18 protein-coding genes are annotated in these 19,463 nt (G+C 63.0%); 13 read left to right on the top strand and 5 right to left on the bottom strand.

Annotated features, from left to right (window positions below):
- The first annotated feature begins 92 nt into the window (after positions 1 to 92).
- The 4 genes from DQG18_RS03965 to DQG18_RS03950 all read left to right on the top strand — a co-directional run bounded on the left by DQG18_RS03965 (position 93) and on the right by DQG18_RS03950 (position 5,007).
- Positions 93 to 1,664, top strand: a complete 1,572-nt coding sequence (locus DQG18_RS03965; RefSeq protein WP_116652945.1) for an ABC transporter substrate-binding protein — start codon at positions 93 to 95, stop codon at positions 1,662 to 1,664.
- A gap of 109 nt (positions 1,665 to 1,773) precedes the next feature.
- Positions 1,774 to 2,928 (top strand): PLP-dependent cysteine synthase family protein, encoded by a 1,155-nt coding sequence (locus tag DQG18_RS03960; protein ID WP_245958360.1) that lies wholly within the window; start codon positions 1,774 to 1,776, stop codon positions 2,926 to 2,928.
- A 50-nt stretch (positions 2,929 to 2,978) separates the two neighbouring features.
- Complete coding sequence (locus DQG18_RS03955) at positions 2,979 to 3,752, top strand: shikimate dehydrogenase family protein (RefSeq protein WP_157969988.1); 774 nt, start codon at positions 2,979 to 2,981, stop codon at positions 3,750 to 3,752.
- Positions 3,742 to 5,007, top strand: coding sequence for an FAD-dependent oxidoreductase (locus tag DQG18_RS03950; RefSeq protein ID WP_157969987.1), 1,266 nt, complete (start codon positions 3,742 to 3,744; stop codon positions 5,005 to 5,007). The genes DQG18_RS03955 and DQG18_RS03950 overlap by 11 nt, the downstream gene beginning before the upstream one ends.
- Positions 5,008 to 5,616: 609 nt before the next feature.
- Here the strand turns inward: DQG18_RS03950 and ilvD are convergent.
- From ilvD to gntR, 5 genes are all read right to left on the bottom strand, one after another.
- Positions 5,617 to 7,290 (bottom strand): dihydroxy-acid dehydratase, encoded by a 1,674-nt coding sequence (gene ilvD, locus DQG18_RS03940; RefSeq protein WP_116652940.1) that lies wholly within the window; start codon positions 7,288 to 7,290, stop codon positions 5,617 to 5,619.
- An 83-nt stretch (positions 7,291 to 7,373) separates the two neighbouring features.
- Entirely contained in the window at positions 7,374 to 7,586 is a 213-nt protein-coding gene (locus tag DQG18_RS03935; RefSeq protein WP_116652939.1) for a tautomerase family protein, read from the bottom strand.
- Positions 7,587 to 7,662: 76 nt separating this feature from the next.
- Positions 7,663 to 8,415, bottom strand: a complete 753-nt coding sequence (locus DQG18_RS03930; RefSeq protein WP_116652938.1) for an SDR family oxidoreductase — start codon at positions 8,413 to 8,415, stop codon at positions 7,663 to 7,665.
- Entirely contained in the window at positions 8,412 to 9,401 is a 990-nt protein-coding gene (gene denD, locus DQG18_RS03925) for a D-erythronate dehydrogenase (protein ID WP_116652937.1), read from the bottom strand. The genes DQG18_RS03930 and denD overlap by 4 nt, the downstream gene beginning before the upstream one ends.
- Positions 9,398 to 10,456: an HTH-type transcriptional regulator GntR gene (gntR, locus tag DQG18_RS03920; protein WP_116652936.1), complete on the bottom strand. Its 1,059-nt coding sequence runs from the start codon at positions 10,454 to 10,456 to the stop codon at positions 9,398 to 9,400. Before gntR ends, denD begins: the two co-directional genes overlap by 4 nt.
- A 225-nt stretch (positions 10,457 to 10,681) precedes the next feature.
- Between gntR and DQG18_RS03915 the strand changes: the two genes are divergently transcribed.
- The 9 genes from DQG18_RS03915 (at position 10,682) to DQG18_RS03875 (ending at position 19,448) form a co-directional block, all read left to right on the top strand.
- Entirely contained in the window at positions 10,682 to 11,218 is a 537-nt protein-coding gene (locus DQG18_RS03915; RefSeq protein ID WP_425454210.1) for a TRAP transporter small permease, read from the top strand.
- Positions 11,215 to 12,495 (top strand): TRAP transporter large permease, encoded by a 1,281-nt coding sequence (locus DQG18_RS03910; RefSeq protein ID WP_116652934.1) that lies wholly within the window; start codon positions 11,215 to 11,217, stop codon positions 12,493 to 12,495. Before DQG18_RS03915 ends, DQG18_RS03910 begins: the two co-directional genes overlap by 4 nt.
- A gap of 41 nt (positions 12,496 to 12,536) precedes the next feature.
- Positions 12,537 to 13,544, top strand: coding sequence for a DctP family TRAP transporter solute-binding subunit (locus tag DQG18_RS03905; RefSeq protein ID WP_116652933.1), 1,008 nt, complete (start codon positions 12,537 to 12,539; stop codon positions 13,542 to 13,544).
- Between the two features lie 64 nt (positions 13,545 to 13,608).
- A complete protein-coding gene (locus tag DQG18_RS03900; protein WP_116652932.1) occupies positions 13,609 to 14,823 on the top strand; it encodes a mandelate racemase/muconate lactonizing enzyme family protein in 1,215 nt (404 codons plus the stop codon).
- Positions 14,820 to 15,752 (top strand): DMT family transporter, encoded by a 933-nt coding sequence (locus tag DQG18_RS03895; RefSeq protein ID WP_116652931.1) that lies wholly within the window; start codon positions 14,820 to 14,822, stop codon positions 15,750 to 15,752. Before DQG18_RS03900 ends, DQG18_RS03895 begins: the two co-directional genes overlap by 4 nt.
- Positions 15,749 to 17,530 (top strand): IlvD/Edd family dehydratase, encoded by a 1,782-nt coding sequence (locus tag DQG18_RS03890; protein WP_116652930.1) that lies wholly within the window; start codon positions 15,749 to 15,751, stop codon positions 17,528 to 17,530. The genes DQG18_RS03895 and DQG18_RS03890 overlap by 4 nt, the downstream gene beginning before the upstream one ends.
- A 70-nt stretch (positions 17,531 to 17,600) precedes the next feature.
- Positions 17,601 to 18,368, top strand: a complete 768-nt coding sequence (locus DQG18_RS03885; RefSeq protein ID WP_116652929.1) for an SDR family oxidoreductase — start codon at positions 17,601 to 17,603, stop codon at positions 18,366 to 18,368.
- A gap of 379 nt (positions 18,369 to 18,747) precedes the next feature.
- Positions 18,748 to 18,996: a hypothetical protein gene (locus DQG18_RS03880; RefSeq protein ID WP_116652928.1), complete on the top strand. Its 249-nt coding sequence runs from the start codon at positions 18,748 to 18,750 to the stop codon at positions 18,994 to 18,996.
- Positions 18,997 to 19,118: 122 nt separating this feature from the next.
- Complete coding sequence (locus DQG18_RS03875) at positions 19,119 to 19,448, top strand: SH3 domain-containing protein (protein WP_116652927.1); 330 nt, start codon at positions 19,119 to 19,121, stop codon at positions 19,446 to 19,448.
- The last annotated feature ends 15 nt before the right edge of the window (positions 19,449 to 19,463 follow it).

Genomic DNA, 19,463 nt, shown 5'->3' with positions numbered 1-19,463 from the left:
CCGGCCTACCAATGACGCCCGCCGGATTCTGCGCTACCGGTCGGCTTTTATCGATGTTCCAGCGCAAGCTCAGGGAGTGAAAGACACCGAAAATGAAAACTCTGTTAACCACATTCGCGGTGATCGCCACCGGATTGATCGGGGGCGGCGCCATTGCCCAGGAGACCGATCGGCCCGATTTCGTGATCGCCGTCAACGGGCTTTACCGCAGTCTCGAACCGATCGACGGGAACTCCACCAATTCCCTTCGCATCATGAGCAACATCTACGATCCCATCGTGGGGCGCAACTGGCTCGATGATCCCGAAGGCGGGGAGCTGGCGCCATCGGTGGTGGATGAATGGGAGCAGGTCGACGACATGACCTGGCGCTTCACCATCCGCGAAGACGTCAAGTTCCACAACGGTGAAACGATGACGGCGGAAGATGTGGCGTTCACGCTTTCGGAAGAACGGATCTGGGGTGAAAATGCGCTGGTGCCGACCGGCACGCGCTATACCACTTCTTTTGCTTCGGTCGAGGCGATCGACGACACGACCGTTGAGGTCAGGACGTCCGTGGCCGACCCCAACCTGCCTTACCGCTTCGTCACGCCGCTCGGCTTCGTCGTGCCGCGCGACTACTATCTGGAAGTGGGGCCGGAAGGCTTTGGCCAGAAGCCGATCGGCACCGGGCCTTACCGGGTGGTCGAGTTCGATCAGTCCAGCCACGTCAAGCTTGAGGCGTTCGATGAGTATTGGGGCGGAACGCCGCCGCTTGAAACCATCGAGTTCCGCGTCGTTCCCGAGTTTTCGGGCCGTCTGGCAGGCATGGTGTCCGGCCAGTACGACGTCATGGTCAATACCCCGGTCGATGAAATCGAAACCGTCCAGTCCTACGAGGACCTGACCTATATCAGCCGGCCGGCCGATGGCTACATCATGCTGGCCTACAATACGCTGGACCTGCCCGAATTCGCACCCACCCCGACTGCTGACGTCAATCTGCGCTATGCGATGACGGCAGCCATCGACCGCGATGCACTGGTGCAGGCGCTCTGGGGCGAGGCGACCTTTGCGCCCGCGCCGTTCAACTTCCCCGACACTCCGGCCTATTACGACCCCGATGTCCGTCCCCTCATCGAATACGATCTCGATGCGGCGCGCGAATATCTGGCACAGTCCGACTATGATGGCGAGGAAGTCGTCATCAACGTCGTGCGCGGCGCCTATGCCAATTTCGACCTTGCGGTCGAATTCGTGGCCGAGCAGTGGCGCAATCTGGGGATCAACGTCCGTCTCAACATCGTCGATAGCTGGCCGCTTGCCCTCAAGCATCCTTTCGGCCTGCTCAACATGTCCATGTCGGTGGTGTTCGACGGGACGCCGACGCGCGCGATCTGGGGTTTCTGGGGGCCGGATTCGGCCCGTGCCACCCGCGCCGACGACCGTAGCTGGACGCCTCCGGCCGATTTCGTGGAGATTGGCGAACAGTATCTGGCCGAGCCCGACCCGGAAGAAAAGGTCAAGCTGTTCCGCGAGATGGTTGCGATCTGGGAGCGTGAGCAGCCGGCGCTGATGCTGTGGCGCAACGTGGTCAACTGGGTTGTGTCCAACGACTACGAATGGACCACGGTCAACAGCGACGCGATGATGTTCGGCCCCGGCTTCATCACCGCCGACTGATCTTCATCCAAACGCAGTACGGGCACGCGAGGCGACTTGCGTGCCCGCATCGAAACGGGCGCGGTTCGCCCGGTCTCTCCCTGGGCACAACGGGTTCCAAATGTCTGGCATGCTGGAAAATTCTGTCGTCGAAAACGACCGGCGATTGGATAAGGCCTGGTCTCAGAAGGCCGTGCGTTTGCTCGAGGCCGAGGGGCGTCGTGCTGCCGATTCCCATCTGCGCTTCATGACCCTCCCGGGATTTCCCGGCATCGACATCTATTTCAAGGACGAATCCACGCATCCGACGGGAAGCCTTAAGCATCGGCTGGCCCACTCATTGATCCTTTACGGGGTCTGCAACGGCATCATCGGGCGCAATACGGTGCTGGTTGAAGCATCGTCCGGCTCGACTGCTGTCAGCGAGGCCTATTTCGCCCGATGCCTGGGGCTCGATTTCTACGCCGTTCTTCCGCGCGCCACGAGCAAGAGCAAGATCGATGCGATCATCCAGCATGGCGGGTTATGCCATTTCGTTGATGACCCCTCCGATATCTACCAGGAAGCGAGCACTCTGGCGGCGCGGAAAAACGGTCATTTCCTCAACCAGTTCGCCTATGCCGAGCGCGCCGTGGATTGGCGTGGGAGCAACAACATTGCCTGTTCCATCATGGAGCAATTGTCGCTCGAACGGCATCCGGTGCCGGAATGGATCGTGATGAGCGCTGGAACGGGGGGCACATCGGCCACGCTGGGGCGCTACATCCTCTACCGCGGGATGCCGACGAAGCTTTGCGTGCCGGACCCGCAATATTCGGCCTTTTTCGAGGGCTGGCGCGACGCAGATCCCTCACGCACCGCCGACCGTCCCTCTCGGATCGAAGGCATTGGCCGGCCGCGCGTCGAGCCCTCCTTCATCCCCGGCGTGGTCGATGCGATGATCAAGGTGCCCGACGCTGCATCGATTGCGGCGTGCCGGGTTCTCTCGGACATGCTCTCGCGGACGGTAGGCGGGTCGACCGGCACGAATTTCATCGGCGTCCTGTGGGCGGCGAGCCGGATGGCGGCGGAGGGCCGTGAGGGGTCGATCGTCAGCCTGATCTGCGACTCGGGAGAGCGATATCACGACACCTATTTCAGCGATGACTGGCTGGCCGAACAGGATATCGACATTTCTCCGGCCATTGAACATATCGAAGCGGCCATAGGGTCGGGCCGGTTGTCGCCCGACATTTTTTCACCTTGCGGCGCGGCCAAGCGCGCAAATCTATCCCCCGGTCCATGATCTTGCCTGGCGACAATTCTTCCATATCGGGCAAGACGCTCGTTATACCCATGATCGGTCATCCCGTGCGGCAGGTGCATATGCCGGGCGTGCTGAACGCGCGCTTTGCCGGCAACGGGATCGACGCGGTCATGGTGGCGCTCGACCTCGCCCCGCCCGCCCTGCCAAGCTTTGTGCATATGATGCGGCTCTCGGCCAACATTCCGGGTTGTGTCGTAACCCTTCCGCACAAGGCAGCCGTGAGCGCTCTGATCGACGAGGTTTCAGGCTCCGCGACGATCATCGGTGCCGTCAACGTCATTCGCCGGACAGCGGACAACAGGCTCGAGGGCGACATGCTGGACGGATGGGGCATGGCCGGCGCGCTTGCCGCCAATGATGTCGCCATAGAAGGGGCGTCATGCTGGGTAATCGGCGCCGGCGCCGCAGGCACCGCCATTGCGCTGGCGCTCTGCGATGCCGGGGCGAGCCTTGTCTGGCTTTCCGATACACGGCCGGGCCGGGCGGAAGCGGTGGCCGCCCGCTTCGCGTTGCATGGCCGCTCCATGCTTTCCGCCGGAAGGCCGCCGGATCCTGCCGCGCTTTCCATTCTGGTCAACGCCACGCCCGTTGGCATGGATGGCCGTTCAAGTCCGCTGGACGCGCATGGTCTGGCGGCGCTCGCCGGCCATTGCTGCGTTGCCGATGTCATCACCGAACCCGTGGATACGCCCCTTCTGAAGGCGGCAAGGCAGCGAGGTCTCAGGACGATCGGCGGTAATGCGATGGCCGAAATGCAGACCGATGAGGTTGCCAGGTATATGGGGTTTGATTTTGATCGATAGGCATTACGACGTGGTGGTGGTGGGCGGTGGCTCGGCCGGGGTCGCTGCAGCGGTTGGTGCGGCACGTTCGGGTGCACGCACGCTGCTGGTCGAGCGTTACGGCTTTCTGGGCGGGGCGGCCACGGGATCGAACGTTCTGGCCTATTGCGGTTTCTGGACGAGCACTGAAGTGCCTTTGATGGGGGTGCGGGGTGTGGGCGCCCGTGTCCTTGAGACGCTGGCCGAACTTGGTGCGAATGCCGAGCCGATCCGTAACAGGACCGGCAACTGGATCGTGATGCTCGATCCCGAAGCCCTCAAACACGCGCTCGATGGCGTCGTGGCCGAAGCAGGTGTCGAGGTTCTATTGCATACGCGTGTGGTCGACGCGGTGGCGACGGATGAAGGTGTGGAAGCGATTACGATCCAGGACCATGGCGGCCGGCGGCAGATTTCGGCCGATGCCTTCGTCGATGCGTCGGGCGACGCCAATCTGGTTCGCCTTGCTTCGGCGCCACTCTCCCAGCCCGAAAGGCCATTCGAGCAGCGGCCTCCGGCGTCCTTTCCCGTCCGGATCGGCGGCATTTCCCGCGATGCCGTTTGGGACCGTGCCGAAATCGCTCGCAGCCTCGATGATGTCACCAACGACTATCCGGATGCCCGCATCCGATCAGATGGCGGCGGTATTTTCAAGCTGCCCGACTCGGGCGATCACTGGTGGCTGGGCATCGACATCCTGACAGACGGGCTCACCGGAGCTTCCCTCACGCGTGCCGAGCAGGTCGGGCGGGATCTGGCATGGCGCGCGGTTGCCAGGCTCAAAAAATCCGTTCCCGCCTTTGCCGATGCCTATATCGCTTCGACCGGGCCGCAGGCGGGGATAAGAGCCTCCGAGCAGGCCGCGCCGCGTCTTGGCGTTTCGGGCGAGGATGTGCTGATGGGCAGGAAACGGGATGACGGCATAGCTTGCGGCTGCTGGCCCGCCGAAGTGCATCACGGACTGGACGGCGCGGAATATCGGCCTGTGGGCGGGGACCGGTACTACCATATCCCCTTCGATAGCCTGCGCCCGCGAAATCTCGACAATCTGTGGATCGCCGGCCGTGTCATCGGCTGTGCCGACGAGATCGCCTATGGCTCGATCCGGGTCATGGGTACGGCCTTCGCCACGGGCCACGCCGCAGGCATCTCCGCCGCGCTCAGCGCGTCGGGAGGGGAAAAGGTCTCGGCGCCCGCAGTGCGCGGCCAATTGCTTGCGCAGGGCGCGTTTTTGTAAGCGCGCTAAGAGTGCCTAACAGAACCAGAGATGGCCACGATGGGGTTTGGACGAGTCGGATGCAAGGACAGGCGCGCGGGCGATACCGGGGGTATCGCCAAGCGACTGGACACGGCAGCCGGCCGTCCAAACCCCACCTGCGGCGCGCGGAATTTGTCCATCCGCTGCGTTCCCGCGTTTGCCGATACCTTGGTATCGGCTGCACGCGGCGCCTTGCGGGCTGAACAAATTGCGCGCGTCGTGGCCGTCTCTGGTTTTGTTAGGCACTCTAAGATCCTATTAGGTCTTGACGGCATCACCGAGGCTGTATGCTTTGTGCAAGCCGTGCTCTGGACCCCGGTAACAAGTACCGGGGTGACGGTGGAGTTTTAGGCAGCAGCTTGCCAAAAGCACCAGTGTCATTCCGGTATTCATTACCGGCAATCCAGCGCAATTTTCCAAGAGGGCGGAAGCTGGGTGTTTCCATCAGAGCCTGAAACGATCTAAGCCTTTGATTGGTCGCGCTTCCGAACCGCATAAGTGGTGTTCACTTATACTGGAAGCGCTCCATATCCGCCCCTCGCCGCCTCTTTTCTGCGGCCCGCGATACCCGCACAGAACTGATCGCGGTCAGCCGGTGACCGCGCCCTCGTTGGCCGGGCGGGCCAGCGCGGCGAATTTCGAGAGGACGCCGCGCCTGTAGCGCGGCTCTGGCTGTTTCCAGTTCGCGCGCCGCCGGGCGAGTTCCTCTTCGCTCACCTCCAGTTGCAGCAGCAACCGGTGCGCGTCGATGGTGATGGTATCGCCGTCCTCGACCAGCGCGATGGTGCCGCCCTCATAGGCTTCCGGCGCGACGTGCCCCACCACCATGCCCCATGTGCCGCCCGAAAAGCGCCCGTCGGTGATGAGCCCGACGCTTTCCCCCAGCCCACGCCCGACGAGCGCTGAGGTGGGGGCCAGCATTTCGGGCATGCCCGGCCCGCCCTTGGGGCCGAGATAGCGCAGTACCACCACGTCGCCCGCCTTGATCTTGTCGGAAAGGATCGCGTCCATCGCCGTCTGCTCGTCATCGAAGACGCGCGCCGGGCCGGTGATCACCGGCTGCTTGAGCCCGGTTATCTTGGCGACGGCCCCGTCCTCGGCCAGATTGCCCTTGAGGATGGCCAGATGCCCCTCGCGGTAAAGCGCCTTGTCGAAGGGCATGATGACGTGCTGGTCATCGCGCGGGGTGGAGGGCACATCGGCCAGTTCCTCGCCCAGCGTGCGCCCTGTGATGGTGAGGCAATCGCCATGGATCAGCCCGGCATCGAGCAGGAGTTTGAGCACCTGCGGAATGCCCCCGGCCTGATGGAGATCCACCGCCATGTATTTGCCCGAGGGTTTCAGGTCGCACAGCACCGGCACCTGGCGCCGCACGCGCTCGAAATCGTCGAGCGTCCAGTCGATCCCGGCAGCCCGTGCGATGGCCAGATAATGCAGGACTGCATTGGTCGACCCGCCGATGGCCATGATCAGCGCGACCGCGTTCTCGATGGATTTCGCGGTGATGATGTCGCTGGGCCGGATGTTTCTTTTCACCGCCTCGACCAGAACGCGCCCCGATTCGGCGGTGCTTTCGAGCTTTTCGGGGTCCGGGTTGGCCATGGTGGAAGAGTAGAGCAGGGACATGCCGAGCGCCTCGAACGAGGAACTCATGGTGTTGGCCGTGTACATGCCGCCGCACGAACCGGTCGTGGGGCAGGCATTCCGCTCGATGCCCTCGAAATCCTCCTCGGTCATCGTTCCGGCCATGAAAGCGCCCACCGCCTCGAAGGCGGAGACGATGGACAGGTCCTCGCCCTTCCAGCGCCCCGGCTTGATGGTGCCGCCATAGACATAGATCGCGGGGGCGTTGGCGCGCAGGATGCCGATCATGCCGCCGGGCATGTTCTTGTCGCATCCGCCCAGCACCAGCACGCCGTCCATCCACTGGCCCTGCACCGAAAGCTCGACGCAATCGGCGATCACCTCGCGCGACACCAGCGAGTATTTCATCCCCTCGGTGCCCATGGACATGCCATCCGAAATGGTCGGCGTGCCGAAGGTCTGCGGATTGGCTCCCGCCTCCCTGATGGCCGCCACCGCCGCGTCGGCGAGCGGCTGGAGCCCGGCATTGCAGGGGGTGATGGTGGAGTGGCCGTTGGCGATACCGATCATCGGCTTGTCGAAATCGGCCTTCTCATAGCCCAGCGCGTAATACATGGCCCGATTGGGCGAGCGGGCGATGCCCTGCGTGATGTGTTTGGAGCGTTCGTTGAAGGGCATGGCGGATAGACCTGATCGATGCTGTGATGTTCCCGCCTAGCTCATACCCCTCGAAGGCGGGCGTCAAGGGTTGCCCGCAACGATCAGGACGACTGGGCGTTCTTCTTCCTGTATTCGGTGACCGGCATGCCTCCGACGCCCCAGTTTTCCAGATCCACCTCGTCGATCACGACGAAGGTCGTCGCCGGGTTCTTGTCGAGCACTTCGACGAGCAGGTCGGTCACTCCTTCGATGAGCCGTGTCTTCTGCTCCGGCGTTGCCCCTTCGCGGGTGATCTTGATGTTGACGTAAGGCATTTAACGTTCTCCCGATGATGGATGTGGGAGGGGCGAACCATAGGCTCCGTCCGCCCCAGAATACAGAGCCGGAGTGTTATCCCCGCCCGACGAATGGCATCCTGTTGGCCATGACGGTCATCGTCAGGACATTGGCATCGAGCGGCAGGCTGGCCATGTGGAGCACCGCGCGGGCAATGTGCGCGACATCGATCGTGGGCTCGGGCGCGACGCTGCCATCCGCTTGCAGCACGCCGCTCGACATGGCCTCGGTCATGTCCGAGGTCGCGTTGCCGATATCGATCTGCCCCACCGCGATATCGAAGGCGCGCCCGTCGAGCGATGACGCCTTGGTGAGCCCGGTGATGGCGTGCTTGGTCGCCGCGTAAGGGGCAGATTGCGGGCGGGGCGTGGTGGCCGAGATCGAGCCATTGTTGATGATGCGCCCGCCCCGGGGCGATTGCGCCTTGAACCGGCGGAACGCGGCCTGCGTGCAAAAGAACGCGCCGGAAAGATTGGCCGCCACGATCTGGTCCCAGGCCTCGGGCGCCACCTCTTCGAGCGGCACCGAGGGTGCGTTCATCCCGGCATTGTTGACCAGCAGGTCGAGCCGTCCCCAGCGCGCAACGACCGCGTCAAAGCCTTGTTCCACCGCCCGGGCATCCCCGATATCGACGCTGACCGTCATGCTCGCCTCACCCGACGGGTCGATCTCCCGCGCCGCCGCGGCAAGCACGGTCTCCCTGCGTCCGAACAGGGCCACCCGATAGCCATCGGCAACCAGCGCGCCTGCGATGGCCTTGCCGATACCGGTGCCGCCCCCGGTGACGATTGCGATTTTCCCGCTCATTGCGGCAACTCCCCGCCAAGTTCATCCTCGATATGGATGCCGATGATCTCATCGAACGAGCTTTCCGCCGAAAAGCCGAGGGAAAGTGCCCGGCTTGCGTCGAAATCCTTGGCCCAGCCATCGACCATTTCGACGATCATCGCGTCCGGCTCGCGCCGGATGAGGCCGACGGCCTTTTCCCCCGCGACCCGGCGCAGCGCCTCGATCTGTTCGCCTACCGTTGCCGAAAGACCCGGCATGTTGAGGTTGCGTCTTGCGCCCAGAAGGGCGGTATCGAGCTGGGCGGCGTGGATGAGGAAATTGACCGCGGCGCGCGGGCTCGCATGCCAGTGCCGCGCGCTTTCATCGACCGGCAGCACGGCCTCCTTGCCCGCCAGCGGTTCGCGCAGGATCGAGGAGAAAAAGCCCGAAGCGGCCTTGTTGGGTGCGCCGGGACGGATGCAGATGGTGGGGAGGCGAATGCCGATGCCATCGAAAAAGCCGCGTCGGGAATAGTCGGAAAGCAGCAACTCGCACATCGCCTTCTGCGTGCCGTAGCTGGTGCGCGGCGTCTGGAAGAATTCGTCGCCGATCCGGTCGGGGAAGGGCGCGCCGAAGACGGCGATCGAGGAGGTGAGGACGACGCGCGGGCAATAGGGCGAATCCTTGCCGGCAAGACGGATCGCCTCGAACAGATAGCGCGTGCCGTCGAGATTGATGGCGTATCCCTTCTCGAAATCGAGTTCCGCTTCGCCCGAAACGATCGCCGCGAGATGAAAGATCATGTCGGGCCTGTCCGCGATGAGGCGCGGGGCGGTGGTGGGGTCGGAAATGTCGGCGGCAAGCGCGCGGATATCGATGTCCTGGGCTTGCGGCAGGTCGGGCGCGGCGACATCGACGAGGTCGATCCGGGCGATTTCGCGGCCCGCCAGCGTGCGGTTCTTGACGAGGGCTGCGGTGAGCTTGCGCCCGACCATGCCGCCCGCGCCGATAATGAGGATATTCATAAGGAGCTGTCGCCTCCGGCTTGTATGAGGGATTTTCGGTCCGTGCTCTGGCGTACCTTGAGCGCGAACCCGGTGTCGATAATGGCGGGGTCCGGCCGGTTCCCGCTGGCTGTGGCGATCACCATTTCGACCGCCCGATGCCCCATATCGTAGCGCAGGGTGCGGATCGAGGAGATCGTGGGATTGCTGGTCGCCGAATATTCGAGGTCGTTGTAGCCCATGATGCCGAATTGCTCGGGCACGCGGATGCCCCGCCGCTGGCACTCGAACAATGCGCCGAGCGCCATGTCGTCATTGTTACAGAACACGGCATCGGCATCCGGATTGAGTCCGAGGAAATCGGAGAACATCCGGCTGCCCATGGTGACTGAGGAGGGGTGGGGCGTCGTCATCACGAGCTTTTCGTCATAAAGCTCCGCCTCACCGAGCACCTGGGTATAACCTTCGAGGCGCCGCTGGGCGCGTGGGTCCATGCGTGCGCCGATAAAGCCGATGCGGCGGTAACCGTTCTCGATCAGATGCCGTGCCGCCGCCCGCCCGCCTTCGCGATGGTCGAATCCGATCATCATGTCGATGGGATCGGGCCCCAGATCCATGATCTGGACGATCGGGCAGGCAAGGCTGTCGAGCATGGCGCGGGTTGCCTCGCTCTGATCGATTCCCGAAATGATGAGACCAGCCGGGCGCTGGGAGGCAAAGATGCGGATCAACTCCTCTTCCTTGCGCGAATTATACCGCGTGTTGCCGAGCTGGACTTGCCACGGCGTGCCCTCGACCGCGTCATAAACGCCGCGCAGCACGTCGGAAAAAACCAGATTGGTGATCGAGGGGATGATGACGCCGATGATCGACGTGGTGGCTGACGCAAGCGCCTGCGCCGCCTGGTTGGGTGCATAGCCAAGCCGGTCTACGGCCTCCTCGACGCGCGCGCGCACCTTTTCGGACACGATCTCAGGCGTGCGCAGGGCGCGGGAAACGGTGATAACGCTTACACTCGCTGCCGCTGCAACATCTTTTAGTGTTACTGCTTTGTATATATTAGGTTTTTTGCTCAATCCTCCCTCCGATCCGCAGGTTTTTTGATCGCGGGCCGTTGACAATGACATACGCTATCATTTAAGCCTTTGTCCAGACTGGTTTCCGGATTCAACGTCTTTTGCAGCGTGTCCGGTCCAATGGGGAAGAAAGTGGGGCGCGTGGGGCCTGCGGTCCGCGCCGTAAGGGGAGAGGGGCATGGAGCCTTACGCCATCCATGTGTTTCCGGGTCGGGGTGTCCGGCCGTGAACAAGATACTGACCGGCGGCGTCAGGCTCGTCGAGTTCCTGCTCGTGCTGCTGATATCCGGCATGGCGCTGATGGTCTTCGTCAACGTGGTGCTCCGCTACGGCTTCAACTCGGGGGTTGTCATCTCCGAGGAGATGTCGCGCATCTTCTTTATCTGGCTTACCTTCATCGGCGCGGTGGTGACCTTTCACGAGCACGGTCATCTCGGCGTGGAATCGCTCGTTCGGGTCTTCGGGCGGCGCGGGCGCGTCATTTGTATGGGGCTGACCAACGCTCTCATCGTTTTTTGCTGCGCCCTGCTGTTCTGGGGGACGTGGCTTCAGGCCCCGATCAATGCTTCCATGCATGCGCCGGTCAGCGGCATGCCCATGATCCTCGTATTCGGGGTGGGCTTTTTCACCTCCATCGGCATCGGCGCCATCGCGCTCTGGCGGCTTGTCAAGGTCGTGACGGGGCGGGTGAGCGAAGAGGAAATAGCCATCTTCGTTGGTGATTTCGGTGACGTGGAAACGCTTGTGGGGCGGGGCGAATGACTATTGTCGTATTCCTGGCTTCGCTTCTGGGCGCCATGGCCATCGGCGCACCAATCGCCTTTGCGCTGGTTTTCTGCGGCGTCGTGCTGATGACTTATATGGGCATCTTCAATGCCCAGATCGTCGCCCAGAACATGATCGACGGCGCGAACAGCTTTATCCTGCTCGCCATTCCCTTCTTTATCCTGGCGGGCGAATTGATGAACGCAGGCGGGCTCTCCAAGCGCATCATCGATTTCGCGATTGCCTTTGTCGGGCACATGCGGGGCGGGCTCGGTGTGGTGGCGATCATTGCCGCAATCATCATGGCCTCGCTTTCGGGCTCGGCCGCCGCCGATACCGCCGCGCTCGCAGCCATTCTTATCCCGATGATGAGCAAGGCGGGCTATAACGTTCCACGTTCGGCGGGGCTGATCGCGGCGGGCGGCATCATCGCGCCGGTCATTCCTCCTTCGGTCGCCTTCATCATCTTCGGGGTCGCCGCCAACGTTTCGATCACCCAGCTTTTCCTCGGCGGTATCGTGCCGGGTCTGCTGATGGGCACGGGATTGATCATCACATGGCAGATCGTTGCTCGCCGCGACAACGTCCAGACGCTTCCGCGCCAGGGCTGGCGTGAGCGTGGGCGCGCCACGGCGCGGGCCGGCTGGGCACTCATGATGCCGGTCATCATCCTGGGCGGTATCCGCTTCGGCATCTTCACCCCGACCGAGGCGGGCGTGATGGCGGCGTTCTACGCGCTGTTCGTCGGCCTGGTCATCTACCGTGAACTCAAGATTACCGAGCTTTACGGTGTGCTGCTGCGCGCCGCCAAGACCACGGCGGTGGTGATGTTCCTGGTTTCCTCGGCGCTCGTTTCGGCCTGGCTCATCACCCGGGCCAACATTCCCAACGAGATCGGCGCGATGCTGCGTCCGCTGATGGATAATCCCATATTGCTGATGATCGTCATGATGTCGCTGGTGTTCGTCGTGGGCACGGCCCTCGATCTGACGCCGACCATCCTGATCCTGACGCCCGTGCTGATGCCCATTGTCCGCCAGGCGGGCATCGACCCGGTTTATTTCGGCGTTCTTTTCATCATGAACACCTGTATCGGCCTGATCACCCCGCCCGTGGGCGTGGTGCTCAACGTGGTCAGCGGGGTGGCGCGCGTGCCCATGGGTCGCGTGATCATCGGTGTCTGGCCGTTTCTGCTCGCACACGCCATCGTGATGTCCGCGCTGGTGCTGTTTCCGCAACTCGTGATGGTCCCGCTCGAATGGCTGAGAGGCTGAGCGGGGCCGCGAGAATGATCGTACCAAGGAGGAAAAGACTCATGAAACCGATCATCGCTGCATCTCTGGCGGCAACCCTGGCCATGAGCGTGGCACTGCCCGCTCACGCCCAGATTTCCACCCGCACCATCACCGTTTCCAACGGTATTGCCGAAGAACACCCGGTGGGCGATGGCGTCGCCGCGATGCGCGCCTGCTACGATGAAAAGACCGGCGGCGCCTGGACGCTCAATGCGTTCTGGAGTTCGGCGCTGGGCGATGACCTTCAGGCGACCCAGGCGCTGCGCTCTGGCACCCAGGAGATGGTCATCACCTCGTCCTCGCCCATCGTGGGCATCATCCCCGCGCTTGGCGTGTTCGACCTGCCGTTCCTGTTCGCCAACGAAGCCGAGGCCGATGCGATCCTGGATGGCGAATATGGTGACTATATTTCCGGCATGATGCCCGAATATGGCCTGATCAACCTCGCTTACTGGGAAAACGGGTTCCGCAACCTCACCAACAGCCTGCGCCCGATCCAGAGCCTCGAGGACTTCGACGGCATGCGCGTGCGCGTGATGCAGAACAACATCTTCCTCGACACTTTCCAGACGCTGGGCACCAACGCCCTGCCGATGGCGTTCGGCGAAGTGTTTTCCGCACTCGAGACCCGCACCATCGACGCCCAGGAAAACCCCTACGTGACCATCGACACCTCGCAGTTCTTCGAGGTTCAGGAGTATGTGTCGGCCACCCGCCACGCCTACACCCCGTTCATGGTCCTGTTCTCGAGGGCGCTGTGGGAAAACTACTCGGCCGAGGAGCAGCAGATTCTGGTCGATTGCGCGATCGTCGGGCGTGACGTCCAGCGTGAATCGAGCCGTGCGCTGTCCGAGGAATCTCTGGCCCGCATCACCGAGGCGGGGATGCAGCACAACGAAGTGCCCGAAGAGGGGCTCGCGGAAATCCGCGCCGCCGTTCAGGGCGTCTATGACCGCCACAAGGACACGATCGGCGCCGAAGTGGTCGATCGCATGCTGGCCGCGCTCGAAGAATTGCGCGCGCAGTAATTCCACGCATGAGCGGGGCCGCCTCACGGCCCCGCTCGATCCATGTCTTGTCCGGGCTGTTCCAATGAAGATCACCGACGTCGAGACCCTGCGGCTCGGCGAGTTTCCCAACATCGTCTGGGTTCTCATTCATACCGACGAGGGCGTTACCGGCCTTGGGGAAACCTTCATGGGCGCCGCGGCGGTGGAAGCCTATATCCACGAGACCGTTGCCCCAAAGCTCATCGGCCGTGATCCGCTCCAGATCGAGGCGATCAACCGCGACCTTATGGGCTATCTCGGCTGGCGCGGCGCGGGGGTCGAAACCCGCGGCAATTCCGCCGTCGACATCGCGCTCTGGGACATTTTCGGCAAGGCACTCGGCGTCCCTGTTTCCATCGCACTGGGTGGCAAATCGCGCGACACCATCCGCACCTACAACACCTGCGCAGGATACCGCTATGTGCGCGACACTCGCGCGCAAGCCGTCGAGAACTGGGGATTGGGCGATAAGGCCCCCGGACCCTACGAAGACCTCGACGCCTTTCTGAACCGGGCGGACGAACTGGCCCATTCCCTCCTTGAAGAGGGAATAACGGGGATGAAGATCTGGCCGTTCGATATCGCGGCCGAACGCACGCACGGCCTCGATATCAGCGCCGGGGAATTGAACGCCGCGCTTGCCCCCTTTGAAAAGATCCGCAAGAGCGTGGGCGACAAGATGGACATCATGGTGGAGTTCCATTCGCTCTGGAAGCTCCCCGCCGCCCAAAGGATCGCGCGGGCGCTCCAGCCGTTCGACACCTATTGGCACGAAGACCCCGTGCGCATGGACAGCCTTGAAACCCTCAAGGCCTATGCCCCCCATTCAAGGGCGATGATCTGCGCGTCCGAAACGCTGGCCTATCCCCACGCCTTCCGCGACTACCTCGCGACCGGCGTGGCGGGCGTCGCCATGCTCGATCTTTCATGGTGCGGGGGCCTGTCCGAAGCGCGCAAGATCGCCGCCATGGCCGAAGCGCACCACATCCCTGTCGCCCCGCACGACTGCACCGGGCCGGTTGTGTTCATGGCCTCGTGCCAGTTCTCGCTTCACGCGCGCAACACGCTCATCCAGGAATCGGTGCGCGCCTTCTATACCGGCTGGTATACCGAACTTGTGACTGCGCTGCCTGCCGTCAGCAATGGCCAGATCACGCTTTCGGATACGCCGGGCATCGGCACCGAATTGCAGCCCGGGCTGTTTGCCCGGCCCGACGCCATCCATCGCCGGTCCGATGCGCAAGGAGAGCAGAAATGAGTGCGGGCACGGCCGTGGCAAAGACAGGCATGACGCCCGCCCGCATGGGCATGCTCATCATGCTTTTGGGCATGTTCCTGTTCTGCCTCAACGATGCGATGGGCAAATGGCTGGTCGCGACCTATTCGGTGGGGCAGGTGATCCTGATCCGCTCGGCGGTGGCGCTGGCCATCCTGCTGCCCTTCCTGTGGAAATCGGGGCTCGGGCCGATCCTGGGCGCCGAACGGCCCTGGCTGCAATTCATGCGCGTCGTGTTCTCGACCGCCGAGGTGTTCTGCTTTTACGGCGCCGTGGTCTACCTGCCGCTGGCGGATGTCATGACCTATTGGCTCGCCGCGCCCATCTATGTCGCCGCGCTCTCCCCGTTTCTCCTCAAGGAAAAGGTGGGACCGATACGCTGGGCCGCGATTGCGCTGGGCTTCGTAGGCGTTCTGATTGCGCTGACACCCTCGGGCGAGATCGAGCCCATTGCTATCCTCATCGCCATCGTGGGCACCTTTTCCTTTGCCCTGATGGTCATAACGGGCCGCACCCTGCGCGGCACACCCGACAAGACGCTGGTCTTTTTTCAGATCACGGGCGCGCTCATCGCCGGAGTCATCCTTGCTCCCTTCGGGTGGGTGACGCCCAACGCGTTCGATTTCGCGCTGCTCGGCGCGCTGGGGGTCGTTGCCATGCTCGCTCATATCTGCGTCAACCGCGCCGTAAAGCTCGCCGACGCGGCGATCGTGGCGCCGTTCCAGTACACCCAGCTCCCCTGGGCCATCGTCCTGGGCTATCTGTTTTTTGGTGATCTCCCCCGGCCCCTCATGCTCGTGGGCGCCGCGATCATCATGGCTTCCGGCCTCATCATCTATGTCCGCGACACGCGCGCCAGACGTGCCGCCACGGCCGGGGGCGTGGCAGGCGGATTCGGAGAAAACATATGAAAAAGCTGCGCTCGCGCGCCTGGTTCGACAATCCCGAAAACACCGACATGACCGCGCTCTATCTCGAGCGCTACATGAATTACGGGCTGACGCGGGAAGAGCTGCAATCGGGCAAGCCGATCATTGGCATCGCCCAGACCGGCTCGGACCTTTCCCCCTGCAACCGCCATCACGTGGTGCTTGCCGAACGGGTGCGCGAAGGCATCCGCGAAGCGGGCGGCATCGCCTTCGAGTTTCCCGTTCATCCGATTCAGGAAACCGGCAAGCGCCCCACCGCCGGGCTCGACCGCAACCTTGCCTATCTGGGGCTGGTCGAGGTGCTCTATGGCTACCCGCTCGACGGCGTGGTGCTGACCATCGGCTGCGACAAGACCACCCCCGCCATGCTGATGGGCGCGGCAACGGTCAACATCCCGGCCATCGCGTTTTCCGTCGGGCCCATGCTCAATGGCTGGCACAACGGCCAGCGCACGGGGTCGGGCACCATCGTGTGGAAAGCCCGCGAGATGATGGCGGCGGGCGAGATCGGTTACGAGGAGTTCATCGAACTGGTCGCCTCCTCCGCTCCTTCGGTGGGTTATTGCAACACCATGGGCACGGCCTCGACCATGAACTCGCTGGCCGAGGTGCTGGGCATGCAGCTTCCCGGCTCCGCCGCCATCCCCGCGCCGCACAAGGATCGCGCGGCGATGGCCTGGCGCACGGGCAAGCGGATCGTCGAGATGGCATTGGAGGACATCAAGCCCTCCGACATCATGACCAAGGACAATTTCCTCAACGCCATCGTCGTCAATTCCGCCATCGGCGGATCGACCAACGCGCCCATCCATATCAACGCCATCGCCCGCCACATGGGCGTTGAACTCAAGGTCGAGGAATGGCAGGAGCATGGGCTGGACGTGCCGCTGCTGGTCAACCTCCAGCCCGCTGGCTTCTATCTCGCCGAGGACTATCACCGTGCGGGCGGCGTGCCTGCCGTCGTCAACGAGTTGATGAAGCACGGGCTGATCCGCGAGGACGCCCCCACGGTCAACGGCAAGACGATCGGGGAAAATTGCCGCGTAACCTCCATCCAGGATACCGACGTCATCCGGCCCTACGACGCACCCTTGCAGGACAAGGCCGGGTTCCTTGTCCTCAAGGGCAATCTCTTTGACAACGCGATCATGAAGACCTCGGTGATCAGCCCCGAATTCCGCAACCGCTACCTCTCCAACCCGGACGATCCCGAGGCCTTCGAGGGCAGGGCGGTGGTGTTCGACGGGCCCGAGGATTATCACGACCGCATCGACGACCCCGCGCTGGGGATCGACGAATTCACCATGCTCTTCATGCGCGGCACCGGGCCGATCGGCTATCCGGGCGCCGCCGAGGTCGTCAACATGCGGCCGCCCGATTATCTCATCAAGAAGGACATCCATTCGCTGCCCTGCATCGGCGACGGCCGCCAGTCGGGCACGTCCGGCTCCCCCTCGATCCTCAACGCCTCCCCGGAAGCTGCCGCCGGCGGTGGGCTGGCGCTGCTGCGCACTGGAGACCGCGTGCGGATCGATCTCAGGGCCGGCACGGCGAATATGCTTGTGCCCGACGAGGAACTGGCAAGTCGCCGGGCGGAACTGGAGGCCGGGGGCGGCTACAAATATCCCGACCACCAGACCCCCTGGCAGGAGATCCAACGCGGTATCACCGATCAGCTCGGCAATGGCGCGGTGCTCAAGCCCGCCGTCAGATACCAGCGCATCGCCCAGACCAAGGGCCTGCCGCGCGATAACCATTAGAGCGTTTCCAGGGTAAGTGGGCACCGCTTATCCGGTTCGGAAACGTGACAACCATTAGGGGAGGGCAAGCGTGGCCTCCAGCCTTTTCGATCTCGAGGGCCGTCGCGCGCTGGTGACCGGGTCGAGCCAGGGCATCGGCTTTGCCCTGGCCCAGGCGCTCGGCGAGCATGGCGCCAGGCTGGTGCTTAACGGGCGCGATCCCGTAAGGCTCGGCCACGCCACCGAAATGCTGCGGGAAAAAGGGCTAGACGTAACGCCCGTGGCGTTCGATGTCACCGACCCCGAAAGCGTTGAAAAGGCCGTCGTCGAGATCGAGGACCAGCAGGGGCCCATCGACATTCTGGTCAACAATGCCGGGATGCAGTACCGCACGCCGCTCGAGGACTTTCCCCACGACCGGTGGGACGCCTTGCTCAAGACCAATATCTCCTCGGTGTTCTACGTGGCGCAGGCCGTCGCGCGCTACATGATCGCGCGCGGGGAAGGGCGGATCATCAACATCGCCTCGGTGCAGTCCGAACTGGCCCGCGCCGGCATCGCCCCCTATACCGCGACCAAGGGCGCGGTCCGCAATCTCACGCGCGGCATGGCGGCGGACTGGGCGGGCAAGGGCCTCCAGATCAACGCCATCGCGCCGGGCTATTTCAAGACCCCGCTCAACAAGGCGCTGATCGAAAACCCCGATTTTTCCGCCTGGCTCGAAAACCGCACGCCCGCTGGGCGGTGGGGCGAGGTGGAGGAACTGAAAGGCGCGGTGGTGTTTCTGGCGTCCGACGCGGCGAGTTTCATCAACGGGCATACGCTCTATGTCGATGGCGGACTGACGGTTTCGCTATAGAGTGTTTCCAGCATAAGTGGACACCATCTATGCTGGAAACGCGATAAATCAAAGACTTAGAGCAGGTCAGTATTTGACGTAATTGTTGAGACTCCCGCGATTGCGGCGGGTTCGGTCTGGACCCCGGGAATAAATCCCGGGGTGACAGGCGGGAATAGGGCAGGTATCGGCCAAAGCCACCATTGTCATTCCGGCATTTATTGCAGGAATCCAGCGCAATTTCTCCAAGATGGCGGGAGCCGGGTGTTTTCCATCAAAACCTGAAACGATCTAGGGTGCGACACTCCGTCCGGCCGATGCAACCTTGTCTCATTTCGGTCATTGAATCGACGCGTATCCGCGTTAGCGGATAGCGGAAGAGACGGCGGATGAGCGCCGCATGATCAAAGGCATCAATCTGCGGGAGGTTGGCATGCCCGAATATCAGTATCGCGGATACCGTATCCGCACCCACTTCGACAAAACCTGGCAGATCAAGGTCTGGCCGCCACTCATACCGGCAAAGCTTGCGGAGCGCGTGCGGGCCAGCCGCGCCGAGGGCGAGGACACATGCCGCCTGCGCGCCACCGCCATGATCGACAAGGCGCTGACCCGCAAGACGCGTGGCAGTGTGCCACAGACGTCCTGACCCCGACGTCTCCTTCGATGAACGGCCGATGAACGGGCATATCAGCAAGGGTTCAAGCCATCCACGCTAGTTCCCCTTTAGCAAATGGCGCTCTGCGCTGCGTCGAGACGGGGGAACGACCGATGACACTGGTTTCCAGACTGACCATTCCGGCACTCATCGGCGGTATCATTGTGCTGGCGGCAACGGGGCTGTTTTCGCCAAAGGTTCATGCCTCATGGACCCATTACGAAACGATCGCGCAGGTCTCCGGCGTGCCGGTTGCACGGGTGCTGAACGTCCGCGCCGCGCCCGCCGCCGATGCCGAACTGACCGGGACCATCGCCCGCAACGCCTTCATCTGGGTAGAAAACTGCACCGGCGCCATGGGCGAGGACGGCTGGTGCCTCGTCGAGCGCGGCGGCAAGAGAGGCTGGGTCGCGGCGCAATATCTGGCCCTCCACACCGACTGATGCCCCCTGTTGACT

It is taken from the genome of Pelagibacterium sediminicola (assembly GCF_003390885.1).
GTDB lineage: Bacteria > Pseudomonadota > Alphaproteobacteria > Rhizobiales > Devosiaceae > Pelagibacterium > Pelagibacterium sediminicola.
This window is presented reverse-complemented; position numbering and strand designations above follow the sequence as displayed.

Excerpts from the sequence above, each read along its gene's own strand:
- DQG18_RS03965 (WP_116652945.1), top strand. The coding sequence starts at position 93 with ATGAAAACTCTGTTAACCACATTCGCGGTGATCGCCACCGGATTGATC.
- DQG18_RS03960 (WP_245958360.1), top strand. The coding sequence starts at position 1,774 with ATGCTGGAAAATTCTGTCGTCGAAAACGACCGGCGATTGGATAAGGCC.
- DQG18_RS03955 (WP_157969988.1), top strand. The coding sequence starts at position 2,979 with ATGATCGGTCATCCCGTGCGGCAGGTGCATATGCCGGGCGTGCTGAAC.
- ilvD (WP_116652940.1), bottom strand. The coding sequence starts at position 7,290 with ATGCCCTTCAACGAACGCTCCAAACACATCACGCAGGGCATCGCCCGC.
- DQG18_RS03935 (WP_116652939.1), bottom strand. The coding sequence starts at position 7,586 with ATGCCTTACGTCAACATCAAGATCACCCGCGAAGGGGCAACGCCGGAG.
- DQG18_RS03930 (WP_116652938.1), bottom strand. The coding sequence starts at position 8,415 with ATGAGCGGGAAAATCGCAATCGTCACCGGGGGCGGCACCGGTATCGGC.
- denD (WP_116652937.1), bottom strand. The coding sequence starts at position 9,401 with ATGAATATCCTCATTATCGGCGCGGGCGGCATGGTCGGGCGCAAGCTC.
- DQG18_RS03910 (WP_116652934.1), top strand. The coding sequence starts at position 11,215 with ATGACTATTGTCGTATTCCTGGCTTCGCTTCTGGGCGCCATGGCCATC.
- DQG18_RS03905 (WP_116652933.1), top strand. The coding sequence starts at position 12,537 with ATGAAACCGATCATCGCTGCATCTCTGGCGGCAACCCTGGCCATGAGC.
- DQG18_RS03900 (WP_116652932.1), top strand. The coding sequence starts at position 13,609 with ATGAAGATCACCGACGTCGAGACCCTGCGGCTCGGCGAGTTTCCCAAC.
- DQG18_RS03895 (WP_116652931.1), top strand. The coding sequence starts at position 14,820 with ATGAGTGCGGGCACGGCCGTGGCAAAGACAGGCATGACGCCCGCCCGC.
- DQG18_RS03890 (WP_116652930.1), top strand. The coding sequence starts at position 15,749 with ATGAAAAAGCTGCGCTCGCGCGCCTGGTTCGACAATCCCGAAAACACC.
- DQG18_RS03880 (WP_116652928.1), top strand. The coding sequence starts at position 18,748 with ATGATCAAAGGCATCAATCTGCGGGAGGTTGGCATGCCCGAATATCAG.
- DQG18_RS03875 (WP_116652927.1), top strand. The coding sequence starts at position 19,119 with ATGACACTGGTTTCCAGACTGACCATTCCGGCACTCATCGGCGGTATC.